This is a genomic window from Enterobacter sp. RHBSTW-00318 (genome assembly GCF_014101375.1).
In the GTDB taxonomy this organism is placed as follows: domain Bacteria; phylum Pseudomonadota; class Gammaproteobacteria; order Enterobacterales; family Enterobacteriaceae; genus Enterobacter; species Enterobacter ludwigii.
On sequence record NZ_JABXQH010000001.1, the window covers coordinates 2,226,716 to 2,251,602 of the forward strand.

A 24,887-nucleotide genomic window follows, 5' to 3' on the forward strand; every position below is an offset into this window, starting at 1 on the left:
GATTACGCGGGATATTTGTCAGGAGGAAACAATGAGTTTGCAGTCTGTACAGCAGTTTTTTGCCGACAACGCTCCGGATATAGAGGTTATTGAACTTAGCCAGAGTACCGCAACCGTTGCGTTGGCTGCTGCCGCCCATCGTGTTGAGCCGGGACAAATCGCCAAAACGCTGTCGTTGAAGGTTAAAAATGACGTCATTCTGGTGGTCGCGAAAGGTGATGCGCGTCTGGATAATAAAAAACTGAAAGACACGTTTGGCGCAAAAGCACGCATGCTCAGTTGTGATGAAGTGGTCACCATCACGGGTCATCCTGTTGGCGGCGTGTGCCCGTTTGGGCTGGAAAATCCGCTCGCGGTTTATTGCGATATTTCACTGAAACAGTATGCTGAAGTGCTGCCGGCCGCGGGTGCAATTCACAGTGCCGTGCGTATTTCACCAGACAGAATGGCAGAACTGACGTCCGCAAAATGGGTGGATGTTTGCATCTGAATGAGGCGCCAGAGCCTGTCTGGCGCACAGATATCAGCTTATAAAAATGTCGGCTGGCTTAATACTGATGTTCGCGGATCCCGGGCCGGGAGATGAGTCAGAATATCTGCCGCATCAAGCAGCCCCACGTCAGAATTGACCCCAAGCTTCACCATCGCATTAAACTTGTGCGCCCGGATGGTCTTAATATTGCGCTCAAGCTGCGCGGCGATTTCAGGAATAGAAAACCCGCAGGACATATACCGCAAAATCGCCCGCTCCGTTGGACTTAACATCCTGTTTTGACTCTTGTACCAGTGGTTGAGCATATTGTCATTGATGTGCAGCGTTTCACTCAGCAACACCAGCAGTTCCTCCTGCAGGCGGTCGAGCGACACCGATTTACTGACGACACCGTGAAGGCGTGAAGGGGAAAGATGGCTGATTAACCGCGCTTCCATTTCATCTGCCGCCAGGATGATGCGCTGAATATGATTATGCGTAAACGCGAGATCCCGCAGGGATGCCAGACAGTTTCGACGCTCTTCTCGCGCATCAGAAAGTGAATAGATCAGCGAGAAAAAAGAGACATGAGGAAGCGCCTTCTTAAAGCTGTCAAATTCACTGAACATGTGCAGTTGATAATGGCTGAGCGTGGGCAGTGCAAACAGATGCTCCAGCCCGACGGCACTCATCGCGCAATTTTCGATGACGGCAATATGTCTTGTTGAACCGGTTTTATCCATTCCTCGAACTCTCCATAGGCTGACATTAAACTCAGCTCTCTCAATCCCTGAGTACTGTTGATCCAGGCGTACAGATCGGCATTACTCCGTAATGACAACCGTCGCATCGCACTGTTTTTCTGTGCACTGATCGTTTTATTGCTCTTCTTGAGCAAAGTGGCAATTTGGTTAATCCCCCAGCCCTTGCCTAACAGACGCAATACCTTGCGTTCAGAGTGGGTGAGCGCAATGACGCGGTCGTCTTCATCATCGTTACAGGCAGGCTCGGGCGTTAATAACGTCTGGCTTATCCGCTCTGCCCGTTCACTGCCTGCACGGATGGCGTTAATTACGCCTTCTATCGGCTCCATATCAGAAAGCAACGTGCTTTCCGGACGCATAAGCAGCTCAACGGCAATAGGGTAAAGCGGTCGGGAGACTAAAAAAATCCAGTGAATATCCCGATATTGATTTAATAAACCGTAATATTCTTCGAGCGTGCCCCGGGGATTCCTGTATTCACCTGAAATATCAGCGATAATGACGTCTGCACGCCGTAACTGCAGCAGGGTTAATTCCTGCAGCGAACGGCAAAACGTTAAATCAAAATCGGCAAAATGGCGTGTCATCACGCCCCCCAACCCGTTTTGCATTACGGGTATTCTGCTAATGACGACGCCATGTTTACCATTCAATGACGACATAGACCCTCCGTGTCCATTTTCATATGATGAGTAACGTTAAAACGCATCAAGGTATAAGTGTATTCGTCCCTGAGTGTAAAACTGATTAATACAAGCAGAAGATGAGATGTGTGCTTCATTTAAGAAATGCCTAAAACAGCGGTAATATCTCACAAAGCACAGATAAATTTAATTATAAAGGCCTTAAAATAATTAAAATATAAACTTAGTAAAACTAAATATAAATATCTTATATTTCCCAATTAATAATTCATCATATTTATGGCCCAAAACCGCATCCCGCCGCCAGACAGCCCGCAACTGTTTGCATAAAGCTTGATCTGACCCACAGCTAGAGGCACTGCAGTTTGTGCTAAAAGTAAGCATGACGGGCCAACAGGCAAGCTATTCACCTTCTCTTCAGGACATGACATGCAGGCAGATCGATCAACGCAGCGTGCCATCACGCGGCTCTGTATTCAGTGCGGTCTTTTTCTGCTCCAGCACGGGGCGGAAAGCGCGCTGGTCGAGGAACTCTCCACCCGGTTGGGGCTGGCGCTGGGTATGGATAGCGTTGAGAGCGCCATTTCATCCAATGCTATCGTGTTGACCACCATAAAAGACGGTCAGTGCCTGACCTCCACCCGCAAAAACCACGACCGCGGCATCAATATGCACGTTGTAACTGAGGTCCAGCATATTGTCATTCTTGCTGAGCATAAGCTTCTCGACCTGCACGACATTGAAAAACGGTTCAACCAGATTAAGCCCTTACGTTATCCCCGCTGGCTGGTGGTGTTAATGGTCGGGCTGTCCTGCGCCTGTTTTTGTAAGCTCAATAAAGGCGGCTGGGACGGCGCGGTCATCACCTTTTTCGCCAGCAGCATCGCCATGTACGTGCGCCAGCTCCTGACGCACCGCCAACTCCACCCGCAAATTAATTTCTGCATTACCGCTTTTGTCGCCACCACGGTTTCTGGCCTGCTGCTTCGTCTGCCGCAGTTTGCCAACACGCCGACGATTGCCATGGCGGCCAGCGTGCTTCTGCTGGTGCCCGGCTTCCCGTTGATTAACGCCGTAGCCGATATGTTTAAGGGGCACATCAATACCGGTCTGGCACGCTGGGCGATTGCCAGCCTGCTGACGCTTGCAACCTGCATTGGTGTGGTAATGGCCATGACACTCTGGGGGTTACGCGGATGGGCGTGATCGATTTTCTGCTGGCGCTGGCGCAGGATATGCTGCTGGCCGCGATCCCTGCCGTCGGTTTTGCGATGGTCTTTAACGTTCCGCAACGCGCGCTACCGTGGTGCGCGCTGTTGGGTGCTATTGGTCATGGCTCGCGAATGGTGATGATGACAGCGGGATTCAACATTGAATGGTCAACATTTATGGCCTCAATGCTGGTCGGCAGCATCGGAATTCAGTGGTCGCGCTGGTATCTGGCGCATCCCAAGGTATTCACCGTCGCCGCCGTTATCCCGATGTTCCCCGGCATATCTGCCTATACGGCCATGATTTCCGCGGTAAAAATCAGCCATTTCGGCTACACCGAACCGCAAATGATCCTCCTTCTGAGCAACTTTCTTAAGGCTTCGTCCATTGTCGGTGCGCTCTCTATCGGACTGTCGATCCCCGGACTGTGGCTATACCGCAAACGTCCACGGGTTTGAGATTTGTGTTATTACGCTGCCGTGAGGATAATCACTCCCATCCGTTTGGTGACGATAAGGAAAGGATGTGGCTAACCCAGGCAGCGAACTCCCCGAGCACAATGAAGAATCCAGCCTGAAAGAGAAAATCTTTCAGAGCGCTATCACGCTGTTTGCCGAATACGGGTTGAACGGTGCCCGCATGGAACAAATTGCGGAGAAAGCCGGCACCACCAAACGCATGGTTGTTTACCACTTCAAAAACAAAGAGAACCTGTATCTTCTCGTACTGGAGTATGTTTACACCCAGATCCGCGCCAGTGAACAGGCGCTCAGCCTGGCGGGAATGCCCCCTGTCGAAGCGCTGGTTCATCTGGTTGAAGCCACCTTTGACTACCATGCCGACCACCCGGATTACATCCGCATTATCTGCATGGAAAACATGCAGCGTGGCCGTTTTATGCAGCAGTCCAGCTACCTCCGCCAGGTCAACCGCAGCGCGCTTGATCTGCTGGAAGCGATCCTCCGTCGCGGGAAAGAAAAGCAGTTGTTCAATCAGACGGTTGAAGCCCGCGATCTGCATCGTTTGATCAGCAGTTTCAGCTTCCACTACGTTGCCAATAGCTACACCTTCACCCTGCTGTTTGAAGAGGGTGCGGACGAACATGCACAGCGCCAGCACTACCGCAAAATGGCCGTTCAGGTGGCGCTCCGTTATACTTGCCCATAAAATAGTTTGCAATTAAATCGTACACTATCTATATTCATCTCATGAACGCGAAAACGAACGACACGACCGCTGCGCTCCTGCTGGATAACCAGCTCTGCTTTGCTCTCTATTCAGCAAATCTGGCGCTGAACAAGTTGTACCGGCAACTGCTGGCACCGCTGAACCTGACTTACCCGCAATACCTGGTGATGCTGGTGCTGTGGGAGCAGGATGACATTACGGTGTCGGACATCGGTGAACGGTTGTTCCTTGACTCTGCCACGCTGACGCCGCTGTTGAAGCGTCTGGAAAGCGCGGGGCTGATAAACCGCCACCGCTCACGTAAAGACGAGCGTCAGGTCGCCGTCACCCTGAGCGATGCGGGACGTCATCTCCAGCAGCAGGCTTCCGGGATCCCCCATGCAGTGGGATGCGCCGCCCAGTGTGATACTGAGACCATGCTGTCACTTAAGCAGCAGCTGGAACGTTTGCGACAACAGATCCAACGCGCGTAAGGCTATACTTTACGCGTATTTATTTACCCATATATATCGCACGCTATTTAATAGCGCACATTAATGTAAGATGAGGAATCTGCCATGTCTTTAGAAAAAGTTGTTTACACTGCCAAAGCAAAAGCAACCGGAGGCCGTGATGGCCGTGCGACCTCTTCCGACGGCGTACTGGACGTTAAACTCGGCGTGCCAAAAGAGATGGGCGGCATGGGCGGTGACGTCACCAACCCTGAGCAGCTGTTTGCTGCCGGCTACTCTGCCTGCTTCCTGGGTGCCATGAAGTTTGTAGCCGCTCGCGACAAATTTACCCTGCCAAAAGAGGCCTTTATTGAAGGCGAAGTGGGGATTGGGCCGCTGCCAACCGGTTTTGGTATCGAAGCAAAACTGAACATCCACGTTGAAGGTATGGATCCTGCAGAAGCCAAAAAACTGGTCGATGCAGCACACATTGTGTGTCCGTACTCTAACGCGACCCGCGGTAACATCGACGTAACGCTGAACATTATCGCCTGATAACTGCCTGATGGCGTTACGCTTATCAGGCCAGCTGTTGTCGCCCCGGCAGGCATCGCGCCGCCGGGGAAAACCCCTCCTTCCCTTCCCGCTCTCTGTGCTACCATAAGCCCATATCACGCCCGTAGTTATCAGTAGAGTAAGCGTTATGTCCTCCAGAATTCTGACCACCAGCATTGCTGGTATTGATGCCTTTATGCGCGATCCCCGCGGTGTGCTGACCCACGCCGAAGGCGGCACGGTTGCGGTATTTGCTGACAACGCTCCGGCGTTTTATGCCATCACACCGGAACGTCTGGCACAGCTTCTGGAGATTGAAGCGCAGTTGTCCCGCCCGGCGAGCGACGTAACCCTCGATAACCAGTTCTTTGACGAGCCGGTTAACGTCCCCATGGCCGTTCCCATGGGAAAATTTGCCCTGTATGCGGGCTGGCAACCTGATGCTGATTTTCAACGGCAGGCGGCATTGTGGGGCATAGCGTTAACGCAACCGGCTACCCCCGAAGAGCTGGCCGCGTTTACCGCCTGGTGGCAGGCGGAAGGCAAAGTATTCACCCATATTCAGTGGCAACAGAAGCTCGCGCGTCATCTGCAAATTAATCGCGCCAGCAATAACGGCCAGCCAAAACGTGATATCAACGCGTTTTCCGAACCGGATAAACAGATCCCTAATGGATTCCGAGGTGCGAAATGAAGAACGTCGGCGACCTGATGAAACGTCTGCAAAAGATGATGCCAGCCAACGTGAAGCCCGCCTTCACGACGGGTGAAGAACTCCTGGCGTGGCAAAAAGAGCAGGGTAAGATCCGCGCCGCCGCGCTGGCCCGCGAAAACCGGGCGATGAAAATGCAGCGCACCTTTAACCGTTCCGGTATTCGCCCCCTGCACCAGAACTGCTCATTTGATAACTATAAAATTGAGACCAACGGGCAGATGAATGCACTCGCTGCCGCGCGTCAGTACGTGGATGAATTCGACGGCAATATCGCCAGCTTCATTTTTAGCGGCAAGCCTGGCACGGGGAAAAACCACCTGGCGGCCGCTATCTGTAACGAGCTGCTGCTGCGCGGGAAATCGGTGCTGATCATCACCGTGGCCGATATCATGTCCGCCATGAAAGACACCTTCAGCAACCGCGAAACCAGCGAAGAGCAACTGCTTAACGACCTGAGTAATGTCGATTTACTGGTTATTGATGAGATTGGCGTCCAGACCGAATCCCGCTATGAAAAAGTGATCATTAACCAGATTGTCGATCGCCGCTCTTCCTCCAAACGCCCCACCGGCATGCTGACTAACCATAACATCGACGAAATGACCCGCTTGCTGGGCGAACGCGTCATGGATCGCATGAAGCTCGGGAACAGTCTGTATGTCATCTTCGACTGGGAAAGTTACCGCAGCCGTGTCACCGGTAAAGAGTATTAAGATATTTCCAGGAAAGACCGGTGGCCCGGAGGTATATACTGACTCCACTTTCGCCCCAAAACGGACCTTTTTTGAGTAAGCCATTATGAAAAAACAGTTTCTTTTCAGCACCGTATTAGGCGCCCTGCTGGTTACCGGCGCGGCACAGGCCGCATCCTGGCAGGATTCGCTGTCCAGCGCAGCGAGCGAACTGACCAAAGAGAGCAGCAGCACCCAGGGCGGACTGTCAGCCTCTTCCCTTACCGGCCTGCTGGGTAACAGCACCCAGAGCCTGAGCGCAGGCACAATGAACAACGCCGCGGGGATTCTGGAATATTGCGCGAAGCAAAAACTGGCCTCCGTGACCGACGCGCAAAACGTGAAAAATCAGGTGCTGGGCAAACTCGGTCTGGATACACAGGAGCAGAAACAGGACACCAACTATATGGATGGTATTCAGGGCCTGCTGAATGCGCAAAACGGTCAACAGCTCAACCTGAGCACCATCGGCAACTCCTCGCTGGCGAAACAGGTGAAAACCAAAGCCTGCGATCTGGTGCTGAAACAAGGCGTTAATTTCATCTCCTGATCCCCGCCTGTATTGCCATTACACGCCGCGTTTAAGACGTTACTCTTTTAACGCGGCGTTAAAGCCGTCTTTTTCCTGCCTGCCACCGTCTGAGCGTCCGTATGTCAGGATGCGACCCCCTTCAAAAAAACGATTTTCTAAACCAAATCCTAACAACAGCACACTTTCGTGACACTAAAATTGCAGCTACACGACAACGCAATTACATTGTATAACCCAAAAAATAATCAGTTAGCCAGCTAAGCGCCTGGCGTCATGAGGATAGACTGTTGTCAGAGTTAATGTCCCTTGTCCTTTTTCTGGCCTCTGTCGGCGTTTACGCCTGCAAAGCGGGCCGTAACACCTGGTGGTTTATCGCCACGCTGGTGGTGCTCGGCATTTTTATTATTTTAAACATTACCTTATACGCCAGCGATTACTTTACCGGTGACGGCATTAACGATGCGGTGCTCTACACGCTGACGAATAGCCTGACGGGCGCGGGCGTAGGTAAATACATTCTTCCCGGGCTTGGCCTGATTGCGGCGCTGGTGATTATTTTTGGCGCCCTGGCCTGGGTGCTGCGCCGCCGTCGACATCTTCCGCATCATGGCGGCTACAGCCTGCTGGCACTCTGTCTGGCGCTGGCGTCCGTGGATGCCAGCCCGGCATTTCATCAGATAACCGAGCTGGTAAAGTCACAGTCGCGCGACGGCGACCCGGATTTCATGGCCTGGTATAAAGAGCCGTCCAAAAAAATAGCCAACCCGAAGCTTAACCTGGTGTATATCTACGGCGAGAGTCTGGAACGCACCTGGTTTGATAACAATGCTTTTCCGAACCTGACGCCGGAGCTGGGCGCGCTGAAAAACGAAAGTCTTGATTTCAGCCATACCGCGCAGCTGCCCGGTACGGATTACACCATCGCCGGTATGGTTGCCTCGCAGTGCGGTATCCCGCTCTTCGCCCCCTTTGAGGGTAATGCCTCGGCCTCAATGTCGAGCTTCTTCCCGCAGAACGTTTGCCTCGGCGATATCCTGAAAAACTCCGGCTACGAAAACTACTTCGTACAGGGGGCTAACCTGCGCTTTGCCGGAAAAGATGTGTTCCTGAAATCCCACGGTTTTGACCATCTGTATGGCTCAGAAGAGTTAAAAACGACCGTTGCCGACCCGCATTACCGCAACGACTGGGGCTTTTACGACGACACGGTACTGGACGAAACCTGGAAAAAGTTCGAGGAACTGTCCCGCGCCGGCAAGCGTTTCTCCCTCTTTGCCCTGACGGTAGATACCCACCATCCGGACGGGTTTGTCTCGCGCACCTGTAAGCGCAAACGCTATGAGATTGACGGCAAAAACAACACATCGTTCAGCGCGGTAACCTGCAGCCAGGAGCATATCGCCGCTCTGGTCGAGAAAATCAAAGCCTCGCCGTATTTTAAAAACACGGTCATCGTCGTCTCATCTGACCATCTGGCGATGAAAAACAGCGCCTGGGATCAGCTCAGCAAACAGGATCGCAGCAATCTGTTCTTCATTCTGCGCGGCGACCAGCCACAACAGGACGTGATCGCCACCAAACGCAACTCCATGGATAACGGCGCAACCGTGCTGGACATTCTGGGCGGGGATAACTTTATTGGCCTTGGCCGCAGTACGCTCTCGGGGCAGTCACTGTCGGAAGTGTTCCTCAACATGAAGGAGAAAATCCTCGCGTGGAAGCCGGACATCATCCGCCTGTGGAACTTCCCGAAAGAGATGAAAGACTTCACCATTGATCAGGATAAAAACACGATTGCCTTCTCCGGCAGCCATTTCCGTCTGCCGCTGCTGCTGCGCGTGTCGGATACGCGCGTCGAACCGCTGCCGGAAAGCGAATACTCTGCGCCGCTGCGTTTCCAGCTGGCCGACTTCGCCCCTCGCGATAATTTTGTCTGGGTCGACAGGTGCTACAAAATGGGCCAGCTCTGGTCCCAGCCACTGGCGCTCTCAACCGACTGGTGCGTTTCTCAGGGACAGCTTGGCGGGGAGCAAACCGTGCAGCATGTCGATAAAGCGCAGTGGAAAGGCAAAACCGCATTCAACGATACGGTCATCGATACCGCGCGCTATCAGCGAAATGTCGACATGCTGAAGATCGTGGATAACGATATTCGCTATAAAGCAGACAGCTTTATCTTCAACGTGGCCGGGGCACCGGAAGAGGTCAAACAGTTCAGCGGCATCTCGCGTCCGGAATCCTGGGGGCGCTGGTCTAATGCGCAGCTGGGCAGTGAAGTGAGGATTGAGTACGCGCATCCTCTGCCGGAAAAATTCGACCTGGTGATCACCGCCCGGGCCTATGGTCCAAACGCAAACCGTCCCATCCCGGTGCGTGTGGGCGATAAAGAGCAAACGCTGACGCTGGGAAATGACGTCACCACCACCACGCTGCATTTTGATAATCCTTCCCGCAGCAATACGCTGGTGATTGTTCCGCCGGACCCGCAGCCGACGAATGAGGGAAATATTCTTGGCCATTCACCGCGCGAGCTCGGCATCGGGATGGTAGAGATTAAAATTGTCAGTAAAGAGAGCTGATCCCTTCTGCGCCCGGCGTTCTGTCGGGCGCTTTATGTAAATATATAATCCTATAAAACAATTAAAAATAAGACAGAGACACCATATATCTCTCATTTCTATTTATAAATTCACCAGAAAGAAATCATATCTCAGAATGTGTAACTCCTTACACCCTGAGAGAGTTACCCACTTTTTATCATGCTAACCGGCAATACGTTCGAATCCACCCTGGCACAGCGCAGCGGAGTACGACCAGCGCTATCAGGGGAAAAAACCCTGATGCCGCAGACACTGAATGCCGACTATAAGGTCATCGTTTTAAGCGGCAATGCCTTCTTGTGGCTGGGCCTGAAGACGTTCATCTCGCAGAGTGTGGACCCCTGCCCTGAAATTTTCTGGATTAACGACGTGAGCCCTGAGGGGATCCTGCCCCTGCGGCAACTGATGTTGAATATCCGCGTCAAAAAAGGGTGGCTGGTATTCACCGATGCGTCCCGCGTCAATGATATTAAAATCATTCTGGGGGGTGAGCGTGTCCACGTGGTGGCGGGAAACCTGTCACTCGCGCAGCTCAGCCGCTGTTTTCAGAACACGCCGTTCGCAAGCGTAAAAAACGCCACGCTCACCTGCCAGGAGCTTCGGGTTTGCATGCTGTTCCGCAACGGGTTCAGCCCGGTTCGCATCGCGCAGATCCTGAATAAATCCCCGAAAACGATCTACACCCACAAGCGTAACGCGATGAACAAATTTCACTGCCAGAACCTGGCGGAATTCCATCGCAAACTCTTCCTGCTCGACTACCCGGCATCGTGTTTGTCACTGCACGGCTAATCACGTCGGGAAATAAGATCATGCGGCGTCATCTTCCCTGTCTCATTCTCTGGCTGTTGATGCTGGCGCTGCTGTCTCGCTATGCCCTTCCCGCCACGTTGGGATGACGTGGTAATCCGACTGCACGAGTAAATTGCCTTAAATCTTGTCTGGATCAATGTTATCGGTAACAATGACGCTAAAATAGCCAGCGTGTTATGTCCGACAAGGCACAGCCTTATCTTCTTTTTTGTTATTTTTTCTGTATTACAATAACTTATGAAATACCTGCTTGCTGACGCCATCGTCTATAACGACGAAGACGGTTCTGTTTCTCTTATCAATGCACCCGATCTGGACAGACAAATCCTCACCTGTACCGCCAACGCCATCATGAAGCTGCTGGTTCAGCATCACGGCAACGTCGTCGAACGTGACACCTTTCTGAGTGATGTCTGGGATCAACGTGGGCTCCAGGGGTCCAACAATTCGTTAAATCAATACATCAGTATTGTGCGCAAAATGCTGTCGAGCCTGCTGCCCGACACCCTGTTTATCGTCACCGTGCCGAAAACGGGCTTTATGCTCAGTGCTGATATCGCGGTAACGCCCCTGGAGGACGATTTTCCCGTCGTGGAGTCGGTCCCGGCCTCACGACGCATTCAGCCAGAATGGCTATTCTGCGGTGTACTCACGCTGATGGTCGTGGCGCTGTGCATCGGCGCCTGTTTGACGAAACAGGCGCACCAGTACAGTGACACTCATCTGCTCACCCACATTGGCACCTGTCCGGTCTACACCTTCTCCCCGCTGGCAGATGTGTTTCACACTAAGGCCATGGCGCTGGCGCAGACGCTTCAGCGCGAAGGTAATCTGCCCTGCCTGAAAAACTCTATTTTCTATATGCACATCCAGAGAACACTTTTCTATGGCCACGAAGGGCGGCTGGTCCTTTCCCAGTGTTCTCTCACGGACGGTAAAGCCAGCGCCTGCCGAACGCTTTACTTTTACGAGTGGTGATATGAAACAAAAAAAAGTGTGGCTTATTCTGGTGCTCAATCTGTTGCTGATTGGCGTGACGCTGGCGTGGTACGTCTACACGCCTCCGCTGTCCGGAACCTGTGCAGGAAACCTGACATTTTCAGCCCGACATGACGATCATGATTTCTCCTTTGAAGGGGAGGTTACGCTGCGCTTTCAGCCCGACAACACAGGGTACCTTACGCTTAACGGCGACGTGGTTAACGAGCCACATCACTGGGATGTTTCCCGCCAGGAGATGTTTACGTGGCGGCACGTTGAGGGCTCACTCTATGAAATATTCATACAAAGCGTGGCGCGCTTTAGCCATGACACCCTGCCACCGGGGGTCTTTGAAAAGTACGTCGCCGGCCTGACGCCGGGGAACAAAAGACTCCTGAAGATTGAACGCACGCCGGAAGACGCGCTGGTGATCAGCAATTTCTATGCGCCGGTCCTGATTTGTTCAGAATAGGCGCGGCTGGTCGGGGTATACTTTCCGCCATGAACATTCTCTTTCGACCGACGACGCCCAAAGATGTTGCAGCCCTGCCCGCCATCGAGCGCGCGGCAGGCGAGCGTTTTCGGGACGTCCCCGAACTGGCCTGGCTTGCAGACGGCGACGTCATTTGCGCGGAACAACATCTTGATTACGCGAAACGCGGGTTAAGCTGGCTGGCGCTGGCAAACGACCTACCCGTCGGGTTTATCCTTGCAGAAGCCCATCCGTCATCGCTGTTTATTGTCGAACTCTCGGTTCATCGGGAGTGGCAGGGAAGAGGAATAGGTCGGCGACTTATCGCCTGCGTCGCAGACCATGCCCGCACGCTGGGGCTGACATCGCTGACGCTGACCACCTTTTGCGAGGTGCCGTGGAATGCGCCGTTTTATGCGCGACTCGGGTTTGAAACGGTGACGATGCTAACGCCTGAACTGCGTCAGAAAAGAGAGGAAGAAGCGGCGCACGGTTTCGCGTATGACTCCCGCTGTGCCATGCGCCTGCCTCTGTGATATCGGCCTGCAAAACCCCCATTACAGGCCGGGTCAGGCGTAGCCGCCCCCCGGCACTGTGGCAGGATTAAAACGTTTCCCAGTTTTCGCCCGCATCGGTGGTCGCGGCTTTACGCGCCATCATAGGGGCCGCAGCGGTTTTCGCTGAAGCCTGCTCGCGGGCTTTCATCTGCTCCTGCTGAATGCGGAACACGGCCACGGCCTGAGTCAGACGGCTCGCCTGCTCTTCCAGTGCCGCTGCCGCCGCGGCAGACTCTTCCACCAGCGAGGCGTTCTGCTGGGTCACGCGATCCATCTCAGCCACCGCCAGACCCACCTGATCGATACCGCGGCTCTGCTCATCAGACGCAGAGGCGATTTCACCCATGATGTCCGTCACGCGGGTTACCGCATTAACGATTTCGCCCATGGTTTCGCCGGCGCTTTCTACCAAGGTAGATCCGACTTCCACGCGGCCAACAGAGTCTTCAATCAGGCTCTTGATCTCACGTGCTGCCTGGGCGCTGCGCTGTGCCAGGTTACGGACTTCACCCGCAACAACGGCAAATCCGCGGCCCTGCTCGCCCGCACGTGCCGCTTCTACTGCAGCGTTCAGTGCCAGGATGTTGGTCTGGAACGCGATGCCGTCGATCACGCTGATAATGTCGGCAATTTTCTGCGAACTGCCCGCGATGTCACGCATGGTTTGCACCACGTTATCCACCACTTTACCGCCCTTCTGCGCGGTTTCAGACGCGCTCAGCGCCAGGTTGCTCGCCTGACGGGCGTTCTCGGCGTTCTGCTTAACGGTCGCCGTCAGCTGCTCCATGCTGGCAGCGGTCTCTTCCAGGGATGCGGCCTGCTGTTCCGTACGGGAAGAGAGATCGTTGTTACCCATCGCGATTTCGCTCGCGCCGCTGTAGATGGCATTAGCACCGTTACGCACATCGCCAACGGTACGGACCAGCTCGCCCTGCATATGACGCAGCGAGTCGGCCAGTTCACCCATCTCGTTAGCGCCCTGCACCTCGATGCGCTTCACCAGATCGCCGCTGGCGATATGACGAATGTTGTCGATAAGACGGGTAAGTGGCGAAATCAGCGCCTGCTTGATACCCAGCCACACGGCCACGATCACCACCAGCACCGCAATCAGTACGCTAATCAGCACCCAGATTGCCTGGCTGTAGGAGCTATTGCTGTTTTCCACCGCCATCTGATACAGCTTGTCGTTCTGCTGCAGATAGTTCACGTACTGCTTCTCAAAACCATCCTGATAGCTCTGGGTAGGTTGATCGAAGAAGGCGTTGATTTTGCCCGCGCCCAGCAGCTGGATCAGCTCCGCCAGTGCACCGTGGTAGATATCGTAGTTACGTTTGATCTCCGTCGCGTCGGCATCGTTTTGACGCGGATCGCGTGGCAGGGCTTCGTATTCAGCCCAGTTTTTTTCTGCCTGTTTCAGGGAAGCCGCCGCAATTTGCATCAGATCGTTCACGGTCGCGCCGCTGCCGATATTGCTCTGATCCATCATGTAGCGGATACCCGCACGGTTCAGGGTATTACGGGTTTGCAGCAGGGCAACCCAGCTGGCGTTCAGCGTGGACTGTTGCTGGCGAATGGTTTGCAGGACAGTGAAATTCTCTTTGTCATGCTTGAGGGCATTGAAGAAAAGACCACCGGATGTGAGTTGTAAAAGGCCAAATATCGCTAATACCAGCATTAAACTGGTGACAATCTTGATACGGTTTAACATGTTTTCGCTTTCCATCAGACAGATAACAGGATTTTCGGCCTGGAAAGGGAAAACTTTACGAAAATCATCCTTAAATTTGTGGTTTTTACTCTTCTTCGCGCGCTGTGATATGCCGGTTCCCCAGTTCAATAAACTCTTCCAGCAGCGCTGTCAGCTGTTGCATCTTCGCCGGCGTATATTCGGCCTCGATTTGCTGATACGCCTCTTCCACCTGCGCCTGGGCACGCTCGTATAGCCTGTTCCCCTCTTTGGTCAGCGACACGTACAGCTTTCGCTGATCGTTTACGGGCTTAAGGCGCAGCACCAGACCGTCACGCTCCATGCGCGTCAGAATGCCCGTCAGACTGGGACGCAAGATACAGGTGCGAAACGCCAGATCGTGAAAATCCATCGACGGATGTTCGGCCAGCACGCGCACGATGCGCCACTGCTGCTCGGTCAGGTTATGCCGTTTCACAATCGGGCGGAAGTAAGACATCGCCGCTTCCCGCGCCTGTAACAGGGCGATAGTTAATGAATCATGCATAGCCTCTCCCGGTAATCATTAACACATGAACAATTCAGTTCTGCTGGTTTTACACACAACGCGTTTTACGACAAAAAGTCTAACAGAAACAAGCCTGATTTATTAACGCAATGATAAATATAGCCTTTAATCTCTTTATGTAAATTTATTGTTATTCATATCACAAATTATTCACTTCTGGTTGCGAAATAAACAGCAAAGGCATACAACCAGATCATTAACATATTAATGAAATCACAGACCGGACGTCCGGCCTGAGGAGTAAGTGAATGAAAGGTACTGTTTTTGCCGTAGCGCTGAACCACCAGAGCCAGCGCGATGCCTGGCGCGACGCGTTTGAAAAAGCCCCCTACAACACGCCGCCAAAAACCGCCGTGTGGTTTATCAAACCGCATAACACCGTGATCCGCACGGGCGACCCCATTCCCTTCCCGCAGGGAGAAACCGTGTTAAGCGGTGCCACGGTAGCGCTGGTTGTGGGTAAAACGGCGCGTAACGTTCCCGTGGACGAGGCGGCGGAGTACATCGCCGGTTACGCGCTTGCCAACGAGGTGAGCCTGCCGGAAGAGAGTTTTTATCGCCCGGCGATCAAGGCCAAATGCCGCGACGGCTTTTGTCCGCTGGGAGAGCTGGCCGCCCTCGACCACGTTGATAACCTGACCATCGTCACCGAAATTAACGGCCGGGAAGCGGACCACTGGAACACCGCTGACCTGCAGCGCAATGCCGCAGAACTGCTGAGCGCCCTGAGCGAATTCGCCACCCTCAGTCCGGGCGATGCCATTCTGCTCGGCACCCCACACTCGCGCGTCCCGCTGCAGCCGGGCGATCGCGTACGCATTCTGGCGAAAGGCTTCCCGTCCCTGGAAAACCCGGTGGTTGATGAACGCGAGGTCGCCCATGCGCAAGGCCCACATCCGCACGCCACGCTGTTCGCGCTTGGTCTGAACTACGCCGATCACGCCAGTGAGCTGGCGTTTACGCCGCCAACGGAACCGCTGGTGTTTATCAAAGCCCCCAACACCGTGACCGGCGATAACCAGACCTCGGTCCGCCCGAACAACATTGAGTACATGCACTATGAGGCGGAGCTGGTGGTGGTCATCGGCAAAACGGCGCACAAGGTCAGTGAGCGCGAGGCGATGGACTATGTCGCGGGCTATACCGTCTGCAACGATTACGCCATCCGTGACTACCTGGAAAACTACTACCGCCCGAACCTGCGGGTGAAAAGCCGCGACGGGTTGACCCCCCTCAGCCCGCATATCGTGCCGAAAGAGGCCATTCCCGACCCGCATAACTTAACCCTGCGCACCTTCGTGAACGGTGAATTGCGCCAGCAAGGGACCACTGCCGATCTGATCTTCAGCATCCCGTTCCTGATTGCCTATCTCAGCGAGTTTATGACCCTGCAGCCCGGCGACATGATTGCCACCGGCACGCCAAAGGGTCTGTCTGACGTACAGCCTGGCGACGAAGTGGTCGTGGAAGTAGAGGGCGTGGGCCGCCTGGTGAACCGCATTGTCAGTGAGGAGACTGAAAAATGAAAAAAATAAACCATTGGATTAACGGTAAAAACGTCGCAGGAAGTGATTACTTCCACACCACTAACCCGGCCACCGGAGAGGTGCTGGCGGAGGTCGCGTCCGGCGGTGAAGCTGAAATTCATCAGGCCGTGGCGGCGGCCAAAGAGGCATTCCCGACGTGGGCTAACCTGCCGATGAAAGAGCGCGCACGCCTGATGCGTCGCCTCGGAGATCTTATCGATCAACACGTTCCGGAGATTGCGGCCCTCGAGACCGCCGACACCGGCCTGCCGATCCACCAGACCAAAAACGTGCTTATTCCACGCGCGTCGCACAACTTCGAATTCTTCGCCGAAGTGTGCCAGCAGATGAACGGTAAAACCTACCCGGTCGACGACAAGATGCTCAACTACACCCTGGTGCAGCCGGTGGGGGTCTGCGCGCTGGTGTCGCCGTGGAACGTGCCGTTTATGACCGCCACCTGGAAGGTTGCGCCGTGCCTGGCGCTGGGCAACACCGCGGTGCTGAAGATGTCTGAACTCTCCCCGCTGACCGCCGACCGTCTGGGCGAGCTGGCGCTGGAGGCCGGTATTCCGGCGGGCGTGCTGAACGTGGTGCAGGGCTATGGCGCAACGGCGGGCGATGCGCTGGTACGTCATCACGACGTGCGCGCCGTCTCCTTTACCGGCGGCACCGCCACCGGGCGCAACATCATGAAAAACGCCGGACTGAAGAAATACTCCATGGAGCTGGGAGGGAAATCTCCGGTGCTGATTTTTGAAGATGCGGATATCGAACGTGCGCTGGACGCCGCCCTGTTCACCATCTTCTCCATCAACGGCGAGCGTTGCACCGCTGGCTCACGCATTTTCATTCAGCAGAGCATCTACCCGGAATTCGTCAGGCGCTTTGCCGAGCGCGCGAACCGTCTGCGCGTGGGTGACCCGACCGATCCGAACACTCAGGTTGGCGCGCTGATCAGCCAGCAGCACTGGGAAAAAGTCTCCGGCTATATCCGTCTTGGCATTGAAGAGGGTGCGACCCTGCTGGCGGGCGGCCCTGACAAACCCACCGATCTCCCTGCTCACCTGAAAAACGGCAACTTCCTGCGCCCGACCGTGCTGGCAGACGTCGACAACCGGATGCGCGTGGCCCAGGAAGAGATTTTCGGTCCGGTTGCCTGCCTGCTGCCGTTTAAGGACGAAGCCGAAGGGCTGCGTCTGGCTAACGACGTGGAGTACGGCCTGGCGTCATACATCTGGACCCAGGACGTCAGCAAAGTGCTGCGCCTGGCGCGCAATATCGAAGCCGGAATGGTGTTTGTAAACACCCAGAACGTGCGCGATCTGCGTCAGCCGTTTGGCGGCGTGAAGGCTTCCGGTACCGGGCGCGAAGGGGGCGAATACAGCTTCGAAGTGTTCGCTGAAATGAAAAACGTCTGCATCTCCATGGGCGACCATCCGATTCCAAAATGGGGGATCTGAGTATGGGCAAGTTAGCGTTAGCGGCAAAAATTACCCACGTTCCGTCAATGTACCTCTCTGAACTGCCGGGAAAAAACCACGGCTGCCGCCAGTCCGCCATCGACGGACATAAAGAAATCAGCAAGCGCTGTCGGGAGCTGGGCGTCGACACCATTATTGTGTTCGATACCCACTGGCTGGTGAACAGCGCCTACCACATCAACTGTGCGGATCATTTCTCCGGCATCTACACCAGCAACGAGCTGCCGCATTTTATCCGCGACATGACCTACGACTACGACGGTAACCCGGCGCTCGGCCAGCTTATCGCCGACGAAGCGGTGAAACTCGGCGTACGTGCCAAAGCGCACAACATCCCGAGCCTCAAGCTGGAGTACGGCACGCTGGTGCCAATGCGCTACATGAACAGCGATAAGCACTTCAAAGTGATCTCTATCGCCGCGTTCTGCACCGTCCACGACTTCGCCGACAGCCGCAGGCTGGGCGAGGCCATCGTCAGCGCGATTCAGAAATACGACGGCACCGTGGCGGTGCTCGCCAGCGGTTCGCTGTCGCACCGTTTTATCGACGACCAGCGCGCCGAAGAGGGAATGAACAGCTACACCCGCGAGTTCGACCGTCAGATGGACGAACGCGTAGTGAAGCTGTGGCGTGAAGGCAAGTTCAGGGAGTTCTGCAGCATGCTGCCGGAGTATGCCCACTACTGCTACGGCGAGGGCAACATGCACGACACGGTGATGCTGCTGGGGATGCTCGGCTGGGACACATACGACGGCAAGGTGGAGTTCCTCACCGAGCTGTTCCCCAGCTCCGGCACCGGCCAGGTTAACGCCGTTTTCCCCCTGCCCGCGTCCGCGTAAGGAGCCAGCATGCCGCACTTTATTGCTGAATGCACTGACAACATCCGCGAGCAGGCGGACCTGCCAGCACTGTTCGCCAAAGTGAACGACGCGCTTGCCGCCACGGGAATCTTCCCACTCGGCGGTATCCGTAGCCGCGCGCACTGGCTGGACACCTGGCAGATGGCCGACGGTAAGCACGATTACGCCTTTGTGCATATGACGCTGAAGATTGGCACCGGGCGCAGTCTGGAGAGCCGGGAGGCGGTGGGAAAAGCACTGTTTGAGCTGATTAAAACCCACTTCGCCGACCTGATGGCATCGCGCTATCTGGCGCTCTCTTTTGAAATAGACGAGCTGCACCCGACGCTCAATTACAAGCAGAACAACGTGCACGCTTTGTTTAAGTAGCGCCCTTACCGGGCCGACAACGGCTTTGAACGCAAGCCGGGTGAGCAGCACGCCACCCGGCAACAACAGGAAATCGCCATGCTCGATAAACACACCCATACCCTGATCGCCCATCGTCTGCATCAGGCGGAGCAGTCCCGGGAGCAGATCCGCCAGATCTCGCTCGACTACCCGACGATCACCCTTGACGACGCCTACGCCGTACAGCGCGAATGGGTGAGCCTGAAAATCGCCGAAGGTCGCGTGCTGAAAGGCCACAAGATTGGCCTCACCTCCAAAGCGATGCAGGCCAGCTCGCAGATTAGCGAGCCGGACTACGGCGCTCTGCTCGACGACATGTTCTTCCACGACGGCAGTGATATCCCTGCCGACCGCTTTATCGTCCCGCGCATCGAAGTGGAGCTGGCCTTCGTGCTGGCAAAACCCCTGCGCGGCCCAAACTGCACCCTGTTCGACGTCTACAACGCCACGGATTACGTCATCCCCGCGCTGGAGCTGATCGACGCCCGCTGCCACAACATCGATCCCGAGACCCAGCGTCCGCGCAAGGTGTTCGACACCATCTCCGATAACGCCGCCAACGCAGGTGTGATCCTTGGCGGTCGCCCGATTAAACCCGACGAGCTGGATCTGCGCTGGATCTCCGCGCTGCTCTACCGCAACGGCGTCATTGAAGAGACCGGGGTCGCCGCGGGCGTGCTCAACCACCCGGCCAACGGTGTGGCCTGGCTTGCCAATAAACTCGCGCCGTACGACGTTCAGCTGGAGCCTGGCCAAATCATCCTCGGCGGTTCATTTACCCGCCCGGTGCCGGCCAGCAAGGGCGATACCTTCCACGTGGACTACGGCAAGATGGGCTCCATCAGCTGCCGTTTTGTTTAGGAGACCACCATGGAAAACAGATTCAAAGCGGCGCTCAGCGCCGGAAAACCGCAAATCGGCCTCTGGCTGGGGCTGACCAGCAGTTACAGCGCCGAGCTGCTGGCCGGTGCGGGTTTCGACTGGCTACTGATCGACGCAGAGCACGCGCCCAATAACGTGCAAACCGTCCTGACCCAGCTGCAGGCGATCGCGCCTTACGCCAGCCAGCCGGTGGTACGCCCGTCGTGGAACGACCCGGTCCAGATCAAACAGCTGCTGGACATCGGGGCGCAAACCCTGCTGGTGCCGATGGTACAAAACGCCGATGAAGCCCGGCTGGCGGTGCGCGCCACGCGTTATCCACCGGCGGGGATCCGCGGCGTGGGCAGCGCGCTGGCTCGCGCCTCGCGCTGGAACCGCACGCCTGATTACCTGCAGCGCGCTAACGATGCCATGTGCGTGCTGGTGCAGATTGAAACGCGCGAGGCGCTGAAAAATCTGCCGCACATCCTCGATGTGGAAGGCGTGGACGGGGTGTTTATTGGCCCGGCGGATCTGAGCGCCGACATGGACTTTGCCGGAAATCCGCAGCACCCGGAAGTCCAGGCCGCCATCGAGAAGGCCATTTCGCAGATCCGTGCGGCAGGCAAAGCGCCCGGCATCCTGATGGCTAACGAGCCGCTGGCAAAACGCTACCTCGAGCTTGGCGCGCTGTTTGTCGCCGTCGGGGTCGACACCACCCTGCTTGCACGCAGCGCCGAGGCGCTGGCGGCACGTTTTATCGATATCCCGGTTACGTCAGTAAATAACAATAAATCCGTCTACTAAACGTACGATGTGGAGCGCAACATGACGACCTCTACCCTGCAAACCCATGATAATAAAGCTGTAGAACACCGCGTTATTCAGAAGCTGTTTCGTCGTTTGATCGTGTTTCTCTTTATCCTGTTTGTCTTCTCGTTTCTTGACCGCATTAACATCGGCTTTGCCGGGCTGACGATGGGCAAAGATCTGGGCCTCACCTCGACCATGTTTGGCCTGGCCGCCACCCTGTTTTACGTCACCTACGTGATATGTGGGATCCCCAGCAACATCATGCTGGCGAAGGTCGGCGCCCGTCGCTGGATCGCCGGGATCATGGTGGTGTGGGGCATCGCTTCCACCTGCACCATGTTCGCCACCAGCCCGCACACGCTCTATGTGCTGCGCATGCTGGTGGGCATTGCCGAGGCCGGATTCCTGCCGGGGATCCTCGTCTATCTCACCTGGTGGTTCCCTGCCTACCACCGCGCCCGCGCCAATGCGTTGTTTATGATCGCCATGCCGGTGACCATGATGCTCGGCTCGATCCTCTCCGGTTATATTCTGGCCATGGACGGGCTGTGGAACCTGAAAGGCTGGCAATGGCTGTTCCTGCTGGAGGGGCTACCGTCCGTGGTGCTCGGCGTAGTGACGTGGTTCTACCTGAACGACACGCCGGATCAGGCCAGCTGGCTGGATGACGACGAAAAGCAGGCGCTTAAAACAATGATCGCCCGCGAGCAGGAGTCGGCCATCGCCCGTCCCGTCACGCCGCGTTCGACGCTGCGCGAAGTGTTTACCCCGGCCGTGCTGCTCTATACCCTGGCCTATTTCTGCCTCACGAACACCCTGAGCGCGATAAATATCTGGACGCCGCAGATCCTGCAGAGCTTCAACACCGGCAGCAGCAACATTGTGATTGGCCTGCTGGCGGCGATCCCGCAGTTTTGCACCATCCTCGGGATGATCTGGTGGAGCCGCCGCTCCGACAGGCTGAAAGAGCGAAAAAAGCACACCATTCTGCCGTATCTCTTTGCGGCGGCAGGATGGCTGCTGGCCTCGGCGACCCACCACAGCCTGATCCAGCTGCTTGGCATCATCATGGCCTCAACCGGATCGTTTACCGCCATGGCGATCTTCTGGACCACGCCGGATCGGGTTATTAGCCTGCAGTCGCGGGCGGTCGCACTGGCGGTGATCAATGCCATCGGTAACGTCGGATCCGCCGTCAGCCCGCTGTTGATCGGCATTCTGCGTGACAGCACCGGCAGCTTCAGCTCCGGGTTGTGGTTTGTTGCCGGCTTGCTGGTGGTCGGCGCGCTGGTGCTGACACGTATCCCGATGACGCAGCGGGAGAGCCTTGAGCACGAGCCAGGTATGGCGGCGCAGAAAATCCCGTAAGGAGCGGCTATGTGCCAGAACCCGATCGCGAATATCGACATCAGCAAAGAGTACGACGAAAGTCTGGGAACGGATGATGTTCACTATCAGTCGTTCGCCCGCATGGCGGCCTTTTTTGGCCGCGACATGCAGGCTCACCGTCACGACCAGTATTTTCAGATGCACTTTCTGGATACCGGACAGATCGAACTGCAGCTCGACGATCACCGCTACTCGGTGCAGGCTCCGCTGTTTGTGCTGACCCCCCCGTCGGTGCCGCACGCGTTTATTACCGAATCCGACAGCGACGGGCACGTTCTGACGGTGCGCGAGGATCTGATCTGGCCGCTGCTGGAAGTGCTCTACCCCGGCACGCGGGAAGCCTTTGGCCTGCCGGGGATCTGCCTGTCGCTGGCCGATAAGCCGGACGAACTGGCGGCGCTGAAGCACTACTGGCCGCTGATTGCCCGGGAATCGACGGCGCAACTGCCCGGGCGCGAACACACGCTGGTTCTATTAGCCCAGGCGGTGTTCACCCTGCTGCTGCGCAACGCGAAGCTCGACGATCACGCCGCCAGCGGCATGCGCGGCGAGCTGAAACTGTTCCAGCGCTTTACCCAGCTGATTGATGTCCATTTTCATGAGCACTGGACGGTACCGGAATATGCCAGCGAACTGCACCTGACCGAATCGCGTCTGACCGATATCTGCCGGCGCTTCGCCAACCGCCCGCCGAAGCGGCTGATTTTTGACCGTCAGCTGCGTGAAGCGAGGCGGATGCTGCTCTTCTCCGACAGCGCGGTCAGCGAAATCGCCTGGCAGCTGGGGTTTAAAGACCCGGCCTATTTTGCCCGATTTTTTAATCGGTTAGTGGGGTGTTCGCCGAGCGCGTATCGGGCACAAAAAGTACCGGTGTCGTCTGTCACCCCACCCCAGCCCTGACCCTCCCCCGGGTTCAGGGTGAGGGAAATCACACTCTGCGATCATATGCGAAAAGTACCAGCCGTTGTCCCAATCGTCCCTTCACGTTCACCCCCGCTCAGGCTTCAATTAAACAACAAAAACAAAACATAAATTTAACATCACTGTTCCGATACGAGGTCCCTATGAAGCCTGAAGATTTCCGCGCTGATGCCAAACGTCCGTTAACCGGTGAAGAGTATTTAAAAAGCCTGCAGGATGGCCGTGAGATTTATATCTACGGCGAGCGCGTCAAAGACGTGACCACTCATCCGGCGTTTCGCAATGCGGCAGCCTCCATCGCACAGATGTACGATGCGCTGCACAAGCCTGACATGCAGGACACGCTGTGCTGGGGTACCGATACCGGCAGCGGCGGCTACACCCATAAGTTTTTCCGCGTGGCGAAAAGCGCCGACGACCTGCGTCAACAGCGTGACGCCATCGCCGAGTGGTCGCGCCTGAGTTACGGCTGGATGGGCCGCACCCCAGACTACAAGGCGGCGTTTGGCTGCGCGCTCGGTGCCAATCCGGCGTTCTACGGCCAGTTCGAACAGAACGCCCGCAACTGGTACACCCTTATTCAGGAAACCGGACTTTACTTCAACCACGCCATCGTTAACCCCCCCATCGACCGTCACAAACCGGCGGACGAAGTAAAAGACGTCTACATCAAGCTGGAAAAAGAGACCGACGCCGGAATCATCGTTAGCGGCGCAAAAGTGGTGGCAACCAACTCGGCGCTGACTCACTACAACATGATCGGTTTTGGCTCCGCGCAGGTGATGGGCGAAAACCCGGACTTCGCGCTGATGTTCGTTGCGCCAATGGACGCCGAAGGCGTGAAGCTGATCTCTCGCGCCTCTTACGAAATGGTGGCAGGTGCGACCGGCTCTCCGTACGACTACCCGCTCTCCAGCCGTTTCGACGAAAACGACGCGATCCTGGTGATGGATCATGTGTTGATCCCCTGGGAAAACGTGCTGATCTACCGCGATTTCGATCGCTGCCGTCGCTGGACCATGGAAGGCGGTTTTGCCCGCATGTACCCGCTGCAGGCCTGCGTACGTCTGGCGGTGAAGCTCGATTTCATTACCGCGCTGCTGAAGAAATCGCTGGAGTGTACCGGCACCCTGGAGTTCCGCGGCGTGCAGGCGGATCTCGGGGAAGTGGTGGCCTGGCGCAACATGTTCTGGGCGCTGAGCGACTCCATGTGTTCTGAAGCCACGCCGTGGGTGAATGGTGCGTACCTGCCGGATCACGCGGCACTGCAGACCTACCGCGTCATGGCCCCGATGGCCTATGCGAAGATCAAGAACATCATCGAGCGTAACGTCACCAGCGGCCTGATCTATCTGCCGTCCAGCGCACGAGACCTGAACAATCCGCAGATCGACCAGTATCTGGCGAAATACGTGCGCGGCTCCAACGGCATGGATCACGTGGAACGCATTAAGATTTTGAAACTGATGTGGGATGCCATCGGCAGCGAGTTTGGTGGTCGTCACGAGCTGTATGAGATCAACTACTCCGGCAGCCAGGACGAAATCCGTCTGCAGTGTCTGCGTCAGGCACAGAGCTCTGGCAACATGGACAAAATGATGGCAATGGTCGACCGCTGCATGTCCGAGTACGACCAGCATGGCTGGACGGTGCCGCACCTGCACAATAATTCCGATATCAACATGCTGGATAAGCTGCTGAAATAACGCAGCGGGAGG

General features: G+C 55.8%; 27 protein-coding genes. 23 read left to right on the top strand and 4 right to left on the bottom strand.

Annotation, left to right across the window (positions count from 1 at the left end; genetic code table 11):
* Positions 1–31 precede the first annotated feature (31 nt).
* The gene (locus tag HV157_RS11115) at positions 32–490 is read left to right on the top strand and encodes a YbaK/EbsC family protein (RefSeq protein WP_014168511.1); all 459 of its coding nucleotides are present in this window, start codon (positions 32–34) and stop codon (positions 488–490) included.
* Positions 491–528: 38 nt separating this feature from the next.
* Here the strand turns inward: HV157_RS11115 and bglJ are convergent, their stop codons facing one another.
* Positions 529–1,164, bottom strand: coding sequence for a DNA-binding transcriptional activator BglJ (gene bglJ, locus HV157_RS11120; RefSeq protein WP_032681707.1), 636 nt, complete (start codon positions 1,162–1,164; stop codon positions 529–531).
* Positions 1,161–1,898, bottom strand: coding sequence for a LuxR C-terminal-related transcriptional regulator (locus HV157_RS11125; RefSeq protein ID WP_014168509.1), 738 nt, complete (start codon positions 1,896–1,898; stop codon positions 1,161–1,163). Before HV157_RS11125 ends, bglJ begins: the two co-directional genes overlap by 4 nt.
* A gap of 411 nt (positions 1,899–2,309) precedes the next feature.
* Here HV157_RS11125 and HV157_RS11130 point away from each other — a divergent pair, with 411 nt between their 5' ends.
* From HV157_RS11130 to HV157_RS11190, 13 genes are all read left to right on the top strand, one after another.
* Positions 2,310–3,086 carry a threonine/serine exporter ThrE family protein gene (locus HV157_RS11130; RefSeq protein WP_014168508.1) on the top strand — a complete coding sequence of 259 codons (777 nt, stop codon included), beginning with the start codon at positions 2,310–2,312 and terminating at the stop codon, positions 3,084–3,086.
* Entirely contained in the window at positions 3,077–3,550 is a 474-nt protein-coding gene (locus tag HV157_RS11135; protein ID WP_020885295.1) for a threonine/serine exporter, read from the top strand. The genes HV157_RS11130 and HV157_RS11135 overlap by 10 nt, the downstream gene beginning before the upstream one ends.
* A 67-nt stretch (positions 3,551–3,617) precedes the next feature.
* Complete coding sequence (locus tag HV157_RS11140) at positions 3,618–4,259, top strand: TetR family transcriptional regulator (protein ID WP_182268184.1); 642 nt, start codon at positions 3,618–3,620, stop codon at positions 4,257–4,259.
* A gap of 41 nt (positions 4,260–4,300) precedes the next feature.
* The gene (locus tag HV157_RS11145; RefSeq protein WP_014168505.1) at positions 4,301–4,753 is read left to right on the top strand and encodes a MarR family transcriptional regulator; all 453 of its coding nucleotides are present in this window, start codon (positions 4,301–4,303) and stop codon (positions 4,751–4,753) included.
* A gap of 84 nt (positions 4,754–4,837) precedes the next feature.
* Positions 4,838–5,266: an organic hydroperoxide resistance protein gene (locus HV157_RS11150; protein ID WP_006174091.1), complete on the top strand. Its 429-nt coding sequence runs from the start codon at positions 4,838–4,840 to the stop codon at positions 5,264–5,266.
* A gap of 148 nt (positions 5,267–5,414) precedes the next feature.
* Complete coding sequence (gene dnaT, locus HV157_RS11155; protein ID WP_025205613.1) at positions 5,415–5,960, top strand: primosomal protein DnaT; 546 nt, start codon at positions 5,415–5,417, stop codon at positions 5,958–5,960.
* Positions 5,957–6,694 (top strand): DNA replication protein DnaC, encoded by a 738-nt coding sequence (dnaC, locus tag HV157_RS11160; RefSeq protein WP_014168503.1) that lies wholly within the window; start codon positions 5,957–5,959, stop codon positions 6,692–6,694. The genes dnaT and dnaC overlap by 4 nt, the downstream gene beginning before the upstream one ends.
* 85 nt (positions 6,695–6,779) lie before the next feature.
* Entirely contained in the window at positions 6,780–7,262 is a 483-nt protein-coding gene (locus HV157_RS11165) for a DUF2501 domain-containing protein (RefSeq protein WP_020885299.1), read from the top strand.
* A 269-nt stretch (positions 7,263–7,531) separates the two neighbouring features.
* Positions 7,532–9,823: a phosphatidylglycerol--membrane-oligosaccharide glycerophosphotransferase gene (opgB, locus tag HV157_RS11170; RefSeq protein ID WP_044857266.1), complete on the top strand. Its 2,292-nt coding sequence runs from the start codon at positions 7,532–7,534 to the stop codon at positions 9,821–9,823.
* Positions 9,824–10,084: 261 nt separating this feature from the next.
* Entirely contained in the window at positions 10,085–10,636 is a 552-nt protein-coding gene (locus tag HV157_RS11175; protein ID WP_025205614.1) for a helix-turn-helix transcriptional regulator, read from the top strand.
* Positions 10,637–10,894: 258 nt separating this feature from the next.
* Positions 10,895–11,635, top strand: coding sequence for a winged helix-turn-helix domain-containing protein (locus HV157_RS11180; RefSeq protein WP_014168498.1), 741 nt, complete (start codon positions 10,895–10,897; stop codon positions 11,633–11,635).
* Position 11,636: 1 nt separating this feature from the next.
* Positions 11,637–12,110: a hypothetical protein gene (locus tag HV157_RS11185; RefSeq protein WP_068795238.1), complete on the top strand. Its 474-nt coding sequence runs from the start codon at positions 11,637–11,639 to the stop codon at positions 12,108–12,110.
* A gap of 29 nt (positions 12,111–12,139) precedes the next feature.
* Positions 12,140–12,646 carry a GNAT family N-acetyltransferase gene (locus tag HV157_RS11190; RefSeq protein WP_182268183.1) on the top strand — a complete coding sequence of 169 codons (507 nt, stop codon included), beginning with the start codon at positions 12,140–12,142 and terminating at the stop codon, positions 12,644–12,646.
* Between the two features lie 67 nt (positions 12,647–12,713).
* On the opposite strand, the gene tsr is transcribed toward HV157_RS11190, so the two are convergent.
* The gene (gene tsr, locus HV157_RS11195) at positions 12,714–14,378 is read right to left on the bottom strand and encodes a methyl-accepting chemotaxis protein (protein WP_032682055.1); all 1,665 of its coding nucleotides are present in this window, start codon (positions 14,376–14,378) and stop codon (positions 12,714–12,716) included.
* An 85-nt stretch (positions 14,379–14,463) separates the two neighbouring features.
* Positions 14,464–14,904: a homoprotocatechuate degradation operon regulator HpaR gene (hpaR, locus tag HV157_RS11200; RefSeq protein ID WP_014168494.1), complete on the bottom strand. Its 441-nt coding sequence runs from the start codon at positions 14,902–14,904 to the stop codon at positions 14,464–14,466.
* A gap of 269 nt (positions 14,905–15,173) precedes the next feature.
* On the opposite strand from hpaR, the gene hpaG reads away from it, so the two are divergent.
* From hpaG to hpaB, 9 genes are all read left to right on the top strand, one after another.
* Positions 15,174–16,451 carry a 4-hydroxyphenylacetate degradation bifunctional isomerase/decarboxylase gene (gene hpaG, locus HV157_RS11205; RefSeq protein ID WP_182268182.1) on the top strand — a complete coding sequence of 426 codons (1,278 nt, stop codon included), beginning with the start codon at positions 15,174–15,176 and terminating at the stop codon, positions 16,449–16,451.
* A complete protein-coding gene (gene hpaE, locus HV157_RS11210) occupies positions 16,448–17,914 on the top strand; it encodes a 5-carboxymethyl-2-hydroxymuconate semialdehyde dehydrogenase (RefSeq protein WP_044865970.1) in 1,467 nt (488 codons plus the stop codon). Before hpaG ends, hpaE begins: the two co-directional genes overlap by 4 nt.
* Positions 17,915–17,916: 2 nt before the next feature.
* A complete protein-coding gene (gene hpaD / locus HV157_RS11215; protein WP_020885307.1) occupies positions 17,917–18,774 on the top strand; it encodes a 3,4-dihydroxyphenylacetate 2,3-dioxygenase in 858 nt (285 codons plus the stop codon).
* Positions 18,775–18,783: 9 nt separating this feature from the next.
* Positions 18,784–19,164, top strand: a complete 381-nt coding sequence (locus tag HV157_RS11220; RefSeq protein ID WP_182268181.1) for a 5-carboxymethyl-2-hydroxymuconate Delta-isomerase — start codon at positions 18,784–18,786, stop codon at positions 19,162–19,164.
* Between the two features lie 78 nt (positions 19,165–19,242).
* Entirely contained in the window at positions 19,243–20,046 is an 804-nt protein-coding gene (gene hpaH, locus HV157_RS11225) for a 2-oxo-hept-4-ene-1,7-dioate hydratase (protein WP_014168488.1), read from the top strand.
* 9 nt (positions 20,047–20,055) lie between these two features.
* Positions 20,056–20,853 carry a 4-hydroxy-2-oxoheptanedioate aldolase gene (hpaI, locus tag HV157_RS11230; RefSeq protein WP_182268180.1) on the top strand — a complete coding sequence of 266 codons (798 nt, stop codon included), beginning with the start codon at positions 20,056–20,058 and terminating at the stop codon, positions 20,851–20,853.
* Between the two features lie 21 nt (positions 20,854–20,874).
* Positions 20,875–22,227, top strand: coding sequence for a 4-hydroxyphenylacetate permease (gene hpaX / locus HV157_RS11235; RefSeq protein ID WP_020885310.1), 1,353 nt, complete (start codon positions 20,875–20,877; stop codon positions 22,225–22,227).
* 9 nt (positions 22,228–22,236) lie between these two features.
* Positions 22,237–23,148 carry a 4-hydroxyphenylacetate catabolism regulatory protein HpaA gene (gene hpaA, locus HV157_RS11240; protein WP_032681716.1) on the top strand — a complete coding sequence of 304 codons (912 nt, stop codon included), beginning with the start codon at positions 22,237–22,239 and terminating at the stop codon, positions 23,146–23,148.
* A 164-nt stretch (positions 23,149–23,312) separates the two neighbouring features.
* Complete coding sequence (gene hpaB / locus HV157_RS11245) at positions 23,313–24,875, top strand: 4-hydroxyphenylacetate 3-monooxygenase, oxygenase component (protein ID WP_182268179.1); 1,563 nt, start codon at positions 23,313–23,315, stop codon at positions 24,873–24,875.
* Positions 24,876–24,887 lie beyond the last annotated feature (12 nt).

Coding starts and splice junctions, on each gene's coding strand:
- HV157_RS11115 (WP_014168511.1), top strand. CDS start 32: ATGAGTTTGCAGTCTGTACAGCAGTTTTTTGCCGACAACGCTCCGGAT.
- bglJ (WP_032681707.1), bottom strand. CDS start 1,164: ATGAGTGCCGTCGGGCTGGAGCATCTGTTTGCACTGCCCACGCTCAGC.
- HV157_RS11125 (WP_014168509.1), bottom strand. CDS start 1,898: ATGTCGTCATTGAATGGTAAACATGGCGTCGTCATTAGCAGAATACCC.
- HV157_RS11130 (WP_014168508.1), top strand. CDS start 2,310: ATGCAGGCAGATCGATCAACGCAGCGTGCCATCACGCGGCTCTGTATT.
- HV157_RS11135 (WP_020885295.1), top strand. CDS start 3,077: ATGGGCGTGATCGATTTTCTGCTGGCGCTGGCGCAGGATATGCTGCTG.
- HV157_RS11145 (WP_014168505.1), top strand. CDS start 4,301: ATGAACGCGAAAACGAACGACACGACCGCTGCGCTCCTGCTGGATAAC.
- HV157_RS11150 (WP_006174091.1), top strand. CDS start 4,838: ATGTCTTTAGAAAAAGTTGTTTACACTGCCAAAGCAAAAGCAACCGGA.
- dnaT (WP_025205613.1), top strand. CDS start 5,415: ATGTCCTCCAGAATTCTGACCACCAGCATTGCTGGTATTGATGCCTTT.
- dnaC (WP_014168503.1), top strand. CDS start 5,957: ATGAAGAACGTCGGCGACCTGATGAAACGTCTGCAAAAGATGATGCCA.
- HV157_RS11165 (WP_020885299.1), top strand. CDS start 6,780: ATGAAAAAACAGTTTCTTTTCAGCACCGTATTAGGCGCCCTGCTGGTT.
- HV157_RS11175 (WP_025205614.1), top strand. CDS start 10,085: ATGCCGCAGACACTGAATGCCGACTATAAGGTCATCGTTTTAAGCGGC.
- HV157_RS11180 (WP_014168498.1), top strand. CDS start 10,895: ATGAAATACCTGCTTGCTGACGCCATCGTCTATAACGACGAAGACGGT.
- HV157_RS11185 (WP_068795238.1), top strand. CDS start 11,637: ATGAAACAAAAAAAAGTGTGGCTTATTCTGGTGCTCAATCTGTTGCTG.
- HV157_RS11190 (WP_182268183.1), top strand. CDS start 12,140: ATGAACATTCTCTTTCGACCGACGACGCCCAAAGATGTTGCAGCCCTG.
- tsr (WP_032682055.1), bottom strand. CDS start 14,378: ATGTTAAACCGTATCAAGATTGTCACCAGTTTAATGCTGGTATTAGCG.
- hpaR (WP_014168494.1), bottom strand. CDS start 14,904: ATGCATGATTCATTAACTATCGCCCTGTTACAGGCGCGGGAAGCGGCG.
- hpaG (WP_182268182.1), top strand. CDS start 15,174: ATGAAAGGTACTGTTTTTGCCGTAGCGCTGAACCACCAGAGCCAGCGC.
- hpaE (WP_044865970.1), top strand. CDS start 16,448: ATGAAAAAAATAAACCATTGGATTAACGGTAAAAACGTCGCAGGAAGT.
- hpaD (WP_020885307.1), top strand. CDS start 17,917: ATGGGCAAGTTAGCGTTAGCGGCAAAAATTACCCACGTTCCGTCAATG.
- HV157_RS11220 (WP_182268181.1), top strand. CDS start 18,784: ATGCCGCACTTTATTGCTGAATGCACTGACAACATCCGCGAGCAGGCG.
- hpaH (WP_014168488.1), top strand. CDS start 19,243: ATGCTCGATAAACACACCCATACCCTGATCGCCCATCGTCTGCATCAG.
- hpaI (WP_182268180.1), top strand. CDS start 20,056: ATGGAAAACAGATTCAAAGCGGCGCTCAGCGCCGGAAAACCGCAAATC.
- hpaX (WP_020885310.1), top strand. CDS start 20,875: ATGACGACCTCTACCCTGCAAACCCATGATAATAAAGCTGTAGAACAC.
- hpaA (WP_032681716.1), top strand. CDS start 22,237: ATGTGCCAGAACCCGATCGCGAATATCGACATCAGCAAAGAGTACGAC.
- hpaB (WP_182268179.1), top strand. CDS start 23,313: ATGAAGCCTGAAGATTTCCGCGCTGATGCCAAACGTCCGTTAACCGGT.